The 13,497-nt window shown below is 32.4% G+C and carries 10 protein-coding genes; 1 reads left to right on the top strand and 9 read right to left on the bottom strand.

The features are described 5' to 3' along the window. Positions 1–108: 108 nt before the first annotated feature. Both MYRA21_RS13640 and ettA read right to left on the bottom strand, forming a co-directional pair. The gene (locus tag MYRA21_RS13640; RefSeq protein ID WP_039329416.1) at positions 109–840 is read right to left on the bottom strand and encodes an MBL fold metallo-hydrolase; all 732 of its coding nucleotides are present in this window, start codon (positions 838–840) and stop codon (positions 109–111) included. Between the two features lie 346 nt (positions 841–1,186). Continuing rightward, on the bottom strand, positions 1,187–2,875 hold the full coding sequence (ettA, locus tag MYRA21_RS13635) for an energy-dependent translational throttle protein EttA (protein ID WP_006261105.1): 1,689 nt from the start codon (positions 2,873–2,875) through the stop codon (positions 1,187–1,189). 396 nt (positions 2,876–3,271) lie between these two features. On the opposite strand from ettA, the gene MYRA21_RS18790 reads away from it, so the two are divergent. Continuing rightward, the gene (locus MYRA21_RS18790; RefSeq protein ID WP_006259006.1) at positions 3,272–3,454 is read left to right on the top strand and encodes a hypothetical protein; all 183 of its coding nucleotides are present in this window, start codon (positions 3,272–3,274) and stop codon (positions 3,452–3,454) included. Between the two features lie 143 nt (positions 3,455–3,597). On the opposite strand, the gene MYRA21_RS13630 is transcribed toward MYRA21_RS18790, so the two are convergent. The 7 genes from MYRA21_RS13630 to MYRA21_RS13600 form a co-directional block, all read right to left on the bottom strand. Further along, the gene (locus tag MYRA21_RS13630) at positions 3,598–4,392 is read right to left on the bottom strand and encodes a YoaK family protein (RefSeq protein ID WP_016649498.1); all 795 of its coding nucleotides are present in this window, start codon (positions 4,390–4,392) and stop codon (positions 3,598–3,600) included. Positions 4,393–4,538: 146 nt separating this feature from the next. Then, positions 4,539–5,336 carry an HNH endonuclease gene (locus tag MYRA21_RS13625; RefSeq protein WP_039329414.1) on the bottom strand — a complete coding sequence of 266 codons (798 nt, stop codon included), beginning with the start codon at positions 5,334–5,336 and terminating at the stop codon, positions 4,539–4,541. A gap of 4 nt (positions 5,337–5,340) precedes the next feature. Further along, entirely contained in the window at positions 5,341–6,048 is a 708-nt protein-coding gene (locus MYRA21_RS13620; RefSeq protein WP_039329412.1) for an OmpA family protein, read from the bottom strand. Then, complete coding sequence (locus tag MYRA21_RS13615) at positions 6,048–7,439, bottom strand: MotA/TolQ/ExbB proton channel family protein (protein WP_039329410.1); 1,392 nt, start codon at positions 7,437–7,439, stop codon at positions 6,048–6,050. The genes MYRA21_RS13620 and MYRA21_RS13615 overlap by 1 nt, the downstream gene beginning before the upstream one ends. A 97-nt stretch (positions 7,440–7,536) precedes the next feature. Continuing rightward, positions 7,537–8,250, bottom strand: a complete 714-nt coding sequence (locus tag MYRA21_RS13610; protein ID WP_039329408.1) for a M48 family metallopeptidase — start codon at positions 8,248–8,250, stop codon at positions 7,537–7,539. Positions 8,251–8,252: 2 nt separating this feature from the next. After that, positions 8,253–11,330 (bottom strand): type I restriction endonuclease subunit R, encoded by a 3,078-nt coding sequence (locus MYRA21_RS13605; protein ID WP_039329406.1) that lies wholly within the window; start codon positions 11,328–11,330, stop codon positions 8,253–8,255. After that, the gene (locus MYRA21_RS13600) at positions 11,323–13,419 is read right to left on the bottom strand and encodes a DUF262 domain-containing protein (RefSeq protein ID WP_039329404.1); all 2,097 of its coding nucleotides are present in this window, start codon (positions 13,417–13,419) and stop codon (positions 11,323–11,325) included. The genes MYRA21_RS13605 and MYRA21_RS13600 overlap by 8 nt, the downstream gene beginning before the upstream one ends. Between the last annotated feature and the right edge of the window lie 78 nt (positions 13,420–13,497).

The following is a 13,497-nucleotide window of genomic DNA, read 5'->3' as shown; positions in this document are numbered from 1 at the left end:
AGCCTTTTCTGTTGATATTATTTGGTAATCAAACCTTTCACACGAATTTGTAATCGTGGGCATATGGTAATACGTCCCTAAAGTTGTCGCGGATTTATAAACTGTAAACTAACAATACCTCTTGATTAATCGATCTAATTTTTCCTCTATCCCCTCTTCAACCACACCACCGTGATAGCAAATTACACGATTAGGTTTTAGGTTCTTAATCTTCTCAACAGAAGCTAAAGCAGCCTCCATATCCAGAGTAAACTGAGGATTAGCGATATTAAACTCACCCTCCTCTACCACTATCGCATCTGCCGCAATTAATGTCTTACTCTCTGTATCAAAGAATGAAATATGTCCTTTCGTATGCCCTGGCGTAGCTATAACCTGTAATGTATCTTTAAAGAACTGTCCATCCTCTAAAGTTTGAGTAACCTCAAAACGTTTGATACCCTCAAGCTGTTTAATGAAGTCATTTACCCCTCCTTTCATCTCCTCAGGGATATGAGTAAGACTCTCTTTAACTTGTATAAGACGTTCAGACTCTACTCGACCAGAAACAGAGTCAGACTCTATAGCACAACTGATAACCTCTAAAGAAACATATTCCTCTTTAAATTTATGCAATCCTTCTAAATGATCAATATCATCATGAGAAATAATAATTCCTTTCAAGTCAGCTACCATTAGTCCTAGATGCATTAACTCTTGTTTAAACTCTTGAAAATTATAAGTAAAACCACAATCTATTAAATAAGAAGTTCCGTCTGCAAATCCAACTACTACAGGATTAAAAACAGTTGGCTGTCCCTCTGCAGATTGAGCATTTATATGTAATATCTCTATATTCATTGTTTTTTTTTGTGAAATCGTCTTTTTGTTTGTTTGTGAAATCGTGAAACTGTGATGTCTCGCCTGTTCCCTGTTCCCTAGCGCAGCGCTTCCCTAGTAAGCGAAGTGAAACGGAGCGCACGACATCACAAAAAAAGCCTAACTAGAAAACCTCGCTGCGCAAAGTCTCCCGACTTTGAGTAACCCTGTTCCCTATTTCCTAGCGCAGCGCCTCCCTAGTAAACGAAGTGAAGCGGAGTGCACGCCTCCCTAGCGCAGCGCCTCCCTAGTAAGCGAAGTGAAACGGAGCGCACGACATCACAAAAAAAGCCTAACTAGAAAACTAATTAGGCCTTTACTATTTTAATTAGCGAACTAATTTTTTATATTTCAAACGAGTTGGAGCTACATCCCCTAAACGTTTCTTACGATTCTCTTCATAGTCAGAGAATGATCCTTCAAAGAAATACACTTGAGAATCACCTTCAAAAGCTAAAATATGCGTACAGATACGGTCTAAGAACCAACGGTCATGGGAAATAACCACTGCACATCCAGCGAAGTTCTCAAGACCTTCCTCTAATGCACGTAGTGTATTTACGTCCAAGTCATTCGTAGGCTCATCCAGTAGCAATACGTTACCTTCTTCTCTCAATGTCATTGCTAGGTGAAGACGGTTACGTTCTCCTCCAGAAAGCGTTGATACCTTTTTATTTTGCTCAGAACCACCGAAGTTAAATCTACTCAAATAAGCACGAGAATTCACTTGACGACCACCCATCATGATCAACTCTTGACCATCACAGAAGTTCTCCCAAATTGATTTCTCTGGGTCTATATTAGAGTGCGCTTGATCCACATAAGCGATCTTAACCGTATCTCCGATAGCGAATGTACCCGCATCAGGCTGTTGTTCTCCCATGATCATACGGAAGATAGTAGACTTACCAGCACCATTAGGCCCGATAATACCTACAATCCCAGCTTGTGGCAAAGTAAAGTTTAAATCATCATATAACAATTTATCTCCGAAAGCCTTCGCTACACCTTTTGCTTCAATCACATTTGTTCCAAGACGTGGTCCATTAGGGATATAAATCTCTAATTTCTCTTCTAGAACTTTTTGATCCTCGTTTAATAACTTATCGTAGTTCTGTAACCTTGCTTTTTGTTTTGTTTGACGACCTTTAGCACCTTGACGTACCCAATCTAACTCACGCTCTAAGTTCTTACGACGTTTAGAAGCAACCTTCTCCTCTTGAGCTAATCTTGTAGACTTTTGATCTAACCAAGAAGAATAGTTCCCTTTCCATGGAATACCTTCTCCTCTATCTAATTCTAGAATCCATCCTGCTACGTTATCTAAGAAATAACGGTCGTGCGTTACAGCAATTACTGTTCCTGAATATTGTTGTAAGTGTTGCTCTAACCAGTGTACAGACTCCGCGTCTAAGTGGTTAGTAGGCTCATCTAATAATAATACATCTGGGTTTTGTAATAATAGACGACATAAAGCAACTCTACGACGCTCTCCTCCAGAAAGAATATTGATAGGAGTATCAGGCTCTGGCGTACGCAAAGCATCCATAGCGATAGCTAGTTTTGTATCTAGCTCCCATCCTCCTACAGCATCTATTTTATCTTGTAGCTCAGCTTGTCTATCCATCAGTTTCTGCATTTTATCTGCATCTTCATACACTTCTGGCAAACCAAACATATCATTTATCTGATTGAATTCATCTAAGATTGCTACCGTTTCAGCAGCTCCTTCTTTAACGATTTCGATAACAGTCTTTGTTTCATCTAATTGAGGTTCTTGTTCTAAATACCCTACAGTGTATCCTGGTGCAAACACCACATCACCTTGATAGTTTTTATCAACCCCAGCAATAATCTTTAATAAAGAAGATTTACCAGAACCATTTAGACCTAAAATACCAATTTTAGCCCCGTAGAAAAAGCTTAAATAAATATCTTTTAATACAGTCTTATTTGTCGATGAGTAAGTTTTACTCACTTTTGACATCGAAAAAATTACCTTTTTATCGTCTGACATAAAGTAAAATATATTGAATTTATTGATTACTAAGCTATAAGCGTTCTATAGCATATTAGCCAAAAATAGTATTAATTAAGGAGATTAGGAAATGTGTTCTACATTTTTTTGATTTTGTCTTGATGGCTATTTGATCTTATATCATTATGGTCTCTACCTGAATTTCTATTTACCACATAAGACCTTTTTACACTACAGAATCTTATAGAAGAATATTTCTATAAAACCTCTTATCTCTAAAAAATTCATCATTTCACATCGATTAAACCTAAACTACACACAAAAACACAATGTTTAGAAAATATTAACAACAAAAACACACACCTAAGCCAATAATTATTTGTTTTCTATACTTTTAAATACTATCTTAGAGACAACTTTAAAAAACTCACATATATGACAGAAAATTTACTTTTTGCAAAAAGTGAAACTTGTGAAAACAATCACGAAAATCACTACTATGACCCATCAATAGATGCTTACGTTTGCTCAACATGCAACGCAATTTCACCAGCAAATTCTATTTATGATTTCGAAGAGAAGACAGACGATGAATACGAACTGCATATCGGAATCTAAGGTCAACAGAATCTTGTAATTAACTCTAATGTGAGAGATTTAATTACAAGATTTTTTTTATTCCCTTACTTTGGAGTGGTGTCCGAAGGACGAGATGTTTTATCTCTATTTTAAAGTGATTGTTATATTTAAAACCACGTAGCCTACTTCTTCCTTCTTAAGATATGGTAAACTTTATAGTCCTTAGTCACTACTTTCTTACTCCAGTCCACTATCTGTTTTCCTTCCTCTAATACCCTCATCATTTTAACCACTAAATAATCATAAACGGTAGTAAATAGAATAACCACCACACCAATGTATAAGGTGCGCAAATGAAGGTACTCAAAGCAAAATGCTGCGGTAATCCCTCCTATCCCAAACGAAAAGACAATGGCAAGTTTAAGTCCTATATGAGAAAGCAAAAGATTGCGAAGGTTGGCTCTCGTTAGATTAAACAATAACCTCGCTGTCTCTATTCCCAGATCGGTGACTATCCCCGTAATATGCGTAGTTCTCACTACCGCCTTAGAAATAAAAGTAACAAGAGAATTCTGTAATCCCATCGCAAATAGCAGTACATAGGCTATCTTCATCGGATATTGAAACAATATATCCCCCTCGAGATAAGCCACTCCCCCTAATAAGATAGCCTCTAGTATCAAGGGCACTGTAAAATACACCTTATTCCAAATCAACTTTTGCAACTGTAAGATCACGTGAGAAGTGAAAGATCCTAAGAAAAACGAAACCAATAACAACACTGACTTCAAAATAGCTTGTTTATTAAAGGTAAGTACCTCCTGAGCAAAATTAGATAAATACCCAGTCACATTGGTTGTCATCAGTTTTAAAGCCAAAAAACCACTTACATTCACCACGCCTCCTACAAATGACAATAACACTGCTAAACGCAGATTCTGCATAAAACTTCTCTCCTTACCTCTGTGTGATAACATAAACTTATAAATTACTCCTCCTCAAACTATAATATAACAAATTTAAAGAGAATTACAAATATATGGGGGATGTTATGATCTAAAATACAGCTTTCATTAGATAAACTTCTACTTAAAAAATGAAGACAAAAAGAATTAAAATACCCCTACATTTTTGTTCTAGTAAAAATATTTTTACTTTTATAAAAACCATCATATTTGTTCTTAAAAGCTTTTACTTGTTCCAATTTTGCTTTACTTAATTTACTTTTTGAAACACTATTTGCTAAACACCCTAAACATAGACACCTTAAATTAGATAACATATTATTTGTTTTATCATCGTCTTTATGAATAACTTCTATAAACCTTTTATCATTTTGCAAATCAATGCCACATTCTTCACATAAAAAATTCTTCTCTTCTTGATGTTTTCTCTTTATATTATGCCAATCTACATCATAACCATTAATATCAATCTTAATGACCTTTTTAGAATAATTAACATCTAAATTTAAAGAGTTATGAAAGAGCTCTGTAGTGTTATAATAAATTTCTTTTGCTTCTTTTGCACAATTTTTACATAAATCCAAGACCTCCTCTTTATATTCTTGATTAGAATTACGTTGTCTTACATCAACATGGGATTCATTACTCCAATAATAATGATTATCAAACTTATCTCTACTTTTTTGATCTTTAATAGTTTTGCATTCTAATATATGATACTTAGGTAAACCATATTGATTAACATCTGCATTCTTAATGTACATATACCCTTTATGCCAAATATTATTATGTAATAAATATATACCATCCTCTTTAAACTCTACCTTTCCTTCCTTTTGCTTTTGCGTAAGATCTTCTCGAATAATTTCTAAAGTAGGCTTCTCTACATTAGGAAAGCCTTTTTTATCTAAAAATTTAATTAATTCAGAAAAATCATATAATCTATTTTTCTCCATCAATTTATTTTTTATTAATGACTTCGTTTAAAATATCATCTGATGCAATCACAATCTTAAACTCTACCCGTCTTGAATTAACTCTATCTATCTCTTTTTTAGTAGTAAAAGTAAGTTCTTTATTTTTATCTAAAGTTCTTCCATATGATAACCCATTAGCTGTCAATAAAAATTGTAATAAAGATTCTTCCTCACTTGACAATTCTTTATAATATTCTAAAGATCTTATATAAGCTAATACATTTCGTGATCTTTCTTGTGACAGCTCTACATTTCTAATATAACTATCTTTTGTATACAAATACTTAACATCATCTGTATGTCCTTCTATTCTCACTTCTGCAATTCTACCTTTATACTTTTTATCCAAAACTATATTTAAATAATTAGGTACAAACTCATTCAATATATCTTCAAACTTAGTAGTTAACTCTGCCTTCCCTGATTGAAAAAGGATTTCAGGATTTGTAAACTTGATAGATAAATCACGATCTAATTCTAAATCCCATTTTTTAAAATCATCTTTAAACTCATGTTTAAGATCATTATAGAGATCTTCCTTTAAAACAATATAGGTATCAATAATATTAGTCCGTTCTTTTTCCTTTTTCTGTAATATGGCCATATATCCAACTGAAATAAATAAAAAGACAATCATTAACACAGTCATCAAATCAGCATATGGTAACCAAAACGATTCTTTCTTACTCATTATTTTTCGTATTTTACTATTGCACGTTGAATACACATATCTAAATTCTCGAGTGTTGTGTGTAATCTATTATAAAACTCATCGTCAATAGCTGATAACTCTTTACTAATAGTTAAAGATGTCTTTTCTATAATACCTACAGCTGAATCCATTTCATTTCTATATCTACTCCACACATCACTATTTAAATCTCTAAACTCTTCTAATTTATCAATTAATAACTCCACTGAATCATTAAAATTCTTTTCCTTATTAACCCATTCATTAAGTTTATCTGTTGTATTTGAGAAGTCCTCAGTACTTTTCTCAATCATCTCTATTGTATGCACAAGTTTTTTAGTCGTTTGGGTAAAATTATTATCATCCATTAACGCCTCACTCATTATTAAAACTAACTCATTCAATTTGGAACTATCCCCTACTAAACCGTTGACACTATTTGTAATATCTGTTAGCAACACAGCATTCTTTTCAAAATTAGAAGTCAACGAGGTGTACCCATCACTTAACGTCTGTATTTGAGTTTTGTTTTCCTCTTGCCAGCTAACCATATTTAAAACACTATTATTTAATGCATCAAAATTTTCTTTGACTAGCTTTTCGATAATTTGATTCATCTGTTGACTAAACGTTTCAGTTACATTTTTCATCACTTCCACTAGAGCCTCAGTATTATTTTTAGCTAACAATACAGAAAAAGTATCAAATTTCTTACTCATTTCTGTCTGATTGTCTTTTAAAGACGCTATTATCTCATCGCTTTTCCCTATAGATAGTAATTCTACATTATAGTTTCGTTCTATACTATCTTTAATATCTACTGACATTGAAGTTACTACTTCACAAACTTTGGTCAATTCATTTTTTAGTATATTTTCTAAATTACTAGAGTTACTTCCTATCGTTTCATTCATTCCTCTTATTGCATCAACTAGAAGCTTGGTATTAATATCATTTCTTTCAGTTGACTCATTTAGTTTTTTAATAATAACATTTAAAGCTCCTAATTCGTTAGATTCATTTACTACATTCTGATTAACATCATCTATTTCACGCTGAATAACAGCTGCTACTTTCTGAAAAATAATCATTCCAACTATACCTAACATAGTCGCTAAAAAGGCAAGTTTCAAACCATTTAACAACTCAGGCATACTATTTTGGATATCATCTGTATTAAAGTTCCATATCCCCATAGTAATTCCTAATGCAGTACAAAAAATACCAAGAGTAGGAAAAGTTGATGGAATCGTTTCAAAAATATATTTATTATTAAAAAAACCTTTCTTAGAAGGATCATTTATTTGATTCTTTCTAAATCTCCTAAAAAACACATATCCAAATGAATATGCGATAGTAAATACTATTAATGCAATAATTAATTCAATCATTTTTTATTATTTAACCTTATATTATTTTTAATCTTGTAAGCTAATATTTTATTATTACTAATTAATCTTTAATAATCAAAACCATATAACTTACCCTTTACTTAACATCATATACCGGCAACGCCAACTCATTTAATATCTTCTTTTGGGTACGCCAATTAGGTAAATATTCATCCATCAACAATACAAACTGTTTGTTGTGATGACGTTCAAACAAATGAACCATTTCATGTACAACAATATACTCTATACAATCCAAAGGTTTTTTTGCCAACTCTATATTAAACCATAGGCACTTAGTTGTTGTAGCACATGATCCCCACTTTGTGCGCATCACACGTATTTTAAAATCTGGCAACTCAATTCCCATTCTTTGACTATAAATAGAAATATAACGCTGTAAATGATAACGCAATTCCTTTCTATAAAACTGGTAAACCTGTTTTTCTTTTTGAACTTTATTCGTAATATCTCTTGTATGGACAACAAGTTTATTACCATCAGTAACTACTTTATTCCTATTCCCTTCTTTAATTAACAACAGATATTTAGCTCCTAAAAAATAATGAGTCTCTTGGTTTATAAACTCTCGAGGTTGCTCTCTTAATTGATTTATAAACTTACTCTGTTCTTTCTTTATCCAGTTCAACTTAGTTGCCACATAAATCTTCACTTTATCCATATCATAGAATAAAGGTGAAGAAACAGTAACTTTTCCATATGGAGGGTGCACACTTAAGTGAAGATTCTTAATGTCCTTGAAAGTTACCTCAACGTCTATTTCTCCTACTTTTAAACTTTCCTTTACCATTCTTAATAATCCTCTTTATTAGCATCTACTACCTTATAAATCTCTTCCACTGTTTGAATAGCATCATTTGTACTTGTCACATTAACTTTATTTACTATACTGTAAATTGCCCCTTTTACAACATTCTGCTTTTGAGGATTTTCTCTAAATCCTTCTTGTTTAGCAGATTGTATAGCACTATCACATTCTAATGCTATATGTTCATCATTAACTATATGGTAGATAGCTAACTTTCCCTTGGTATTTAAAGTACTTGGAGTTTCGCTATCCTTACCCCTTTTCACATCTTTTGCTAAAGCAGCCATCTCTTCTAAATATTCCTGATATGCAATTGTCTCAGCCTTTCTTCTTTCAATTAGTTCTTGCAATAGAACAGACATCTGCTCAAAGTACTTAGGGTCATTTAAATGCTCTTCTACTATTTTACTTCTTACATTATTTTCCATTGCTTCAGCCATTGCTTCTTTATTAGATTTTACTCCTTTAGGCAATTGCTCAATAGCTTTTCCTATATCTTCTCCCATCAAATCTAATAATGAAATATCATCAAATGGAGATATACGTTCCGAATCTTCTGCTCGAATATACGTGTCAATTAAAAAACGCATATCTGCTTCATATACTTTTAAATCTAATGTTTCTCCAGATGCAATACGTATTAATTCTCTTATAGCAAGATAATCATCTAACTTATCTGAGTACTTCTTAATCTCGTTTTCTGTAAAACCTGCAAGCTCAAGATCTGCTTTGATATTTGCAAAAGCACGGATATATTCAACGATAGCCTTATACAATGCCATACGCTTATATTCATTCCCTTTTAATTCTTCCTTATTTTCTGTGTTACCACAGAAGTAACGGATATAATTAAAGTCTGTTCTTGGATATTCTACTGCTTCACAGATTGCTTCTACAGTTTCATAAGCAGTTAATAAACGATCCTTCGCTATTTTTAAACGATCCTTTAACTGAATACCCACTTCTTCTACTGTAAATCCTTCACTATCTAACTCAGAAGTATAAACATTAATAGCATCTGTCACTTTGCCAAAAAGCTCCATATAATCCACGATATACCCATAATCCTTTGTATCATCATCTAATCTATTTACTCTACAGATAGCCTGAAACAAGGTGTGGTCTTGCATTCTCTTATCAATATAAATATAAGAACAAGGTGGAGCATCAAAACCTGTCAAGAGCTTAGAAACAACGATTAACAGCTTCATATTAGCTGGTTGTTTTCTAAACATTGTTTTCGCATGATCCTCATACACTTCTGTTTTTGACTGATTCCCTGTAGCGCTTACATCTTTTAATAACTCTTTATAAGTGTTATAAATAAACTGTTTATCTGTTTCACTATCTGCTCCTGTATCCTCCTTAGAGACATCTTTTGCATTCGGATTATAAGAAGTAACTATAGCACATTTACTCTTTAGCTCCGTCTCTAAAAATAACGTATAATACTTACATGCCTCATAGATACTTGAAGCTACCAATATTGCATTTCCCCTTTGTTGATTTAGTCTAGCCTTAGTATTAAAATCATGAATAATATCTGCCACTATCATAGCCATTCTACTCTTAGAACTCAACACATGCTGCATCGTCCCCCACTTCTTCTTCAACTCTTTTCGTTGAAAATCGTTAAGTCCTCTTGTTTTCGCTTCGAACCATTGATCTATCTTAGCTTGTGAGGTAATATACTGTTCTATATCACGCCCCTCATACATAAGATCTTTAATCACACCGTCCTCTACTGCTTCATTAAATTTATACGTGTGAATATATCTACCAAACACATCCATCGTTGTTTTCTTATCTACCTTTAACAATGGAGTACCTGTAAATCCAATAAATACAGCACCTTTAAGTACCGTTTTCATTACTTCATTTAATTTCCCACCTTGCGTACGGTGACACTCATCTATAAATACAAATATCTCACCTTGTGTCTTTACAGGATTGTCCTGAAGCTCTTTTAAGAACACCTCATACTCATTGTCAGAGTTATTCCCAAACTTGTGTATTAACGAACTAATTAAGCGAGGCATAGTAGCTGTCAAATAACTCATCAGCTCTTTACCAGATGTTGTCTTAGCGATATCACTCTCTCCAACATCCATAAATACGCGCTCGATCTGATCATCAAGCTCTGTACGATCTGTTAATACCACAATACGAGAGTTAGCAATATTCTCGAAGATCCACTTCGCCAGCATCACCATCATTAACGATTTACCCGATCCTTGTGTATGCCAGATAATCCCACCCTCTCTGCGTTGAACAAACTCTTGTGCTGCTTTTAACCCAAAATACTGATGAGGACGAGGTAATTTCTTCACTCCTGCATCATAAATAACCGTATTGTAAATCATGTCGATAAGACGCTCCTTATCACACATTTTCTTTAAATACTTATCTATTTTATATTCTATATTGTCGTTCTCATCTTCCTTCCAAGGTAAGTAAAACTTCTCATCTGTATCCGTCGTTCCATACTTAAGACCTTGTGTATTATTCCCTGCCAATAAAAGCTGTATAGTAGAATAGAACCACTCATTAAATGCTCCCTTCTGATTAGATATCAACTGTCTAATACTCTCACTTATATCGACTGTCCCTCTCTTCAATTCTATCACTCCTATGGCAATACCATTAATGTATAATACCAGATCAGGGCGTCTTGTATGCTCGCCTTGACCTAAAGTAACCTCTTCTGCTATCCCAAATTCATTATTCTCTATATTCTTCCAATCAATAGGAAAGACTGTTTCATGATGCTCACCTACTTCAGGGCGTACTTTTACCCCATAACGAAGCTTAACATATACCGCTTTATTGCGTTCATATAAACTCCCAGTAGATGATCTCGCCACATCACATAACTCTTTAATACTCGAATTGATAAGTCTATCTGCTATACCTCTTTTCTTTAAATTAGTACGTAATATATCTTCTTCTATATTGCTATTTCCGACTCTACTCTCCCAATTCCCATAATACACATACCCTAATTGTTCTGTGAATAGCTTGATTACACGATTCTGCGTGATGCGTTCTGCTTGGTTAATCATAGTGTTTTAGTTTAAAATAGGTAATATTAAGTTCATTGTAAATCTTAGCAGTTCTTGATAAAATAGCCTTAAGAAAATAATCTAAATAAAGATCATCCTTATCTTTTATTAAATGTTTCTTATCAAAATTTAACCAATAGTTATCGTAATCATCTTTTACTACAAAACTATCTATTTGATCAGTTTCAGCCATAAGTCTTTTCTTTGGAGATACCATATCACGATCACTTCTGTTAGTAGAAAAATCTAAAGCCCTATAATTACCGTTACTATTGATCCATTCCTTAACAAGCCAATGAATGTTATTTATGGCTCTCCCATCCCCATCATTTGTATAAACCCAATTTTTAGGATAGATATGATCATAATCCCAAGGTCTATTAGTATCTTCTAGAACATCAATAGATTCAAATGCTTTAAACTTCTTATTTATATATTGACGTTGAGCTAAAAGCAAAATTTCACGATTCCCCTTTAAACGGTCAATAAATTTGATAAAAATATCATTTTGTTCTCCATTAATATAAAAACACTTTCTAAACTCATCATCTTCATCACATAGTTTAGTAAAAAACTCAACATGATAAATTGAAAATTTTGTTTTTATAATCTTATTAAAAACCTCTTCAATATTTGTTATTCTAAACAATTTACTTTCATAGTTTCTGCCCGAATGTTCATCAACATAACAATATTGAAGTTCATTAAATACTTGATCTATATGCCCATTAACATCTTCTCCATTATATTTAGTAACTAAATGTTCGTATAAAGGTTTATATATTTTTGCTTTTTTTATTGAAAACAAGTGAACATAAATGAAAAGACTTACTGATTTTTTAAAACATTCATCTCTATTATCTGTTGAAACCGTTTGTACCTTATCTATAAAACATAAGAAAATATAGACTAGGTTAGCATCTTTTAAAAAAGATTTAATTAGTGAATTGGGTATTCTTTTCTCATTATCTTCTTCAAAATCTTTGAACATATTAATCAGTTTATTCAGCCTTTTAGCTGCTGAATAATCACTTTCTTCTTCTGGAAGCAGATCTAGTAATTTAGATTTAAAATCAATATTCTTTGTAAAAGCATTTTTAAAACCTTCTAATGTAAATGGGCTACGATATGATGCATTTTCAACATCTGATAAATAATAAGCTAATCTTGAAAACACATTTAATACCATTTTAGGATAAATAAATCCATTACTAAATGATTCTATTAAAACCTTAGCCTTTGGAAAAAATGATTTATAGTACGAATATATTAATTCATCTCCATCTATTGTTGTTCCATTCTGATTTAAACGAACAAATAATGTAGGATCCCTAGAATCTTCGTCAATCATCTCCTCATCTGTTAACTTTACTTTCTGTAAATCTATATGTAATTCTGGTATAAAAACATTATTTGCTAAACTACAGGCATCCATCAATTTACCGAGGATTAAGTCAAGATCTATTATCTCTTCATAGTCTATTTTAGTATACTCTAAGTTTAACAATAGTTGCTTTAAATATTCTATTCTTTGTTCATTAGTATCTTCACTTGAATAGCTTTCTAACAAAAAAGACAAGGGAATAGGAAAATTTGCTTCTATAGGAAAATATTGTGTTTCTTTTAGTTGATAGTAATTATTTGATTCTATCTCAAATCGCATAAGAAATTCTCTTATCTTACTTGTTGATATTCTTTCTCTGGGATTATTCGCTTTATATCCCCAAGGATGAGAAGTGTTGCATATCAAAATAGAATAAACATTATCACTGGGCTTACTTGTAGGTTGTAGATCTATCCATAAAACAGGTAGTTTATTTAATGACAAAACATTTCTATTTTCATCAGTAAATGGATTATAAAAACCAGTAAGTATTGTTGTCATTCTTTGCTGACCATCTAACAATTCTACTATATCTCCATTTTTTGATGCTAAAAATGATCCTATTGGATATCCTCTTAGCAAAGAATCCCATAAATAACACATTTGATCTGTTTTCCAAACAAATCCTCTTTGTATTGGAGGTAATTTAACGGCCTTGATATTTCCATGAATGTCAAAAACATTATAATAATTAGGTTTTTCCATAGAGTTATTTTCCTTTTACTAATAATTTAAACTTGTTTACTTCTTCTAAATCCCTCTCTATATTATAGTTTATATCAA

Origin of the sequence: Myroides sp. A21, assembly GCF_000807225.1 — a bacterium.
Classification (GTDB): domain Bacteria; phylum Bacteroidota; class Bacteroidia; order Flavobacteriales; family Flavobacteriaceae; genus Flavobacterium; species Flavobacterium odoratimimum.
The sequence above is the reverse complement of the archived record's forward strand: the minus strand, read 5'-3'. Positions and strand labels throughout refer to the sequence as shown.

What these genes read in the sequence shown, in the direction of transcription:
- MYRA21_RS13640 (WP_039329416.1), bottom strand. Translation starts at nt 840, where the DNA reads ATGAATATAGAGATATTACATATAAATGCTCAATCTGCAGAGGGACAG.
- ettA (WP_006261105.1), bottom strand. Translation starts at nt 2,875, where the DNA reads ATGTCAGACGATAAAAAGGTAATTTTTTCGATGTCAAAAGTGAGTAAA.
- MYRA21_RS18790 (WP_006259006.1), top strand. Translation starts at nt 3,272, where the DNA reads ATGACAGAAAATTTACTTTTTGCAAAAAGTGAAACTTGTGAAAACAAT.
- MYRA21_RS13630 (WP_016649498.1), bottom strand. Translation starts at nt 4,392, where the DNA reads ATGTTATCACACAGAGGTAAGGAGAGAAGTTTTATGCAGAATCTGCGT.
- MYRA21_RS13625 (WP_039329414.1), bottom strand. Translation starts at nt 5,336, where the DNA reads ATGGAGAAAAATAGATTATATGATTTTTCTGAATTAATTAAATTTTTA.
- MYRA21_RS13620 (WP_039329412.1), bottom strand. Translation starts at nt 6,048, where the DNA reads ATGAGTAAGAAAGAATCGTTTTGGTTACCATATGCTGATTTGATGACT.
- MYRA21_RS13615 (WP_039329410.1), bottom strand. Translation starts at nt 7,439, where the DNA reads ATGATTGAATTAATTATTGCATTAATAGTATTTACTATCGCATATTCA.
- MYRA21_RS13610 (WP_039329408.1), bottom strand. Translation starts at nt 8,250, where the DNA reads ATGGTAAAGGAAAGTTTAAAAGTAGGAGAAATAGACGTTGAGGTAACT.
- MYRA21_RS13605 (WP_039329406.1), bottom strand. Translation starts at nt 11,330, where the DNA reads ATGATTAACCAAGCAGAACGCATCACGCAGAATCGTGTAATCAAGCTA.
- MYRA21_RS13600 (WP_039329404.1), bottom strand. Translation starts at nt 13,419, where the DNA reads ATGGAAAAACCTAATTATTATAATGTTTTTGACATTCATGGAAATATC.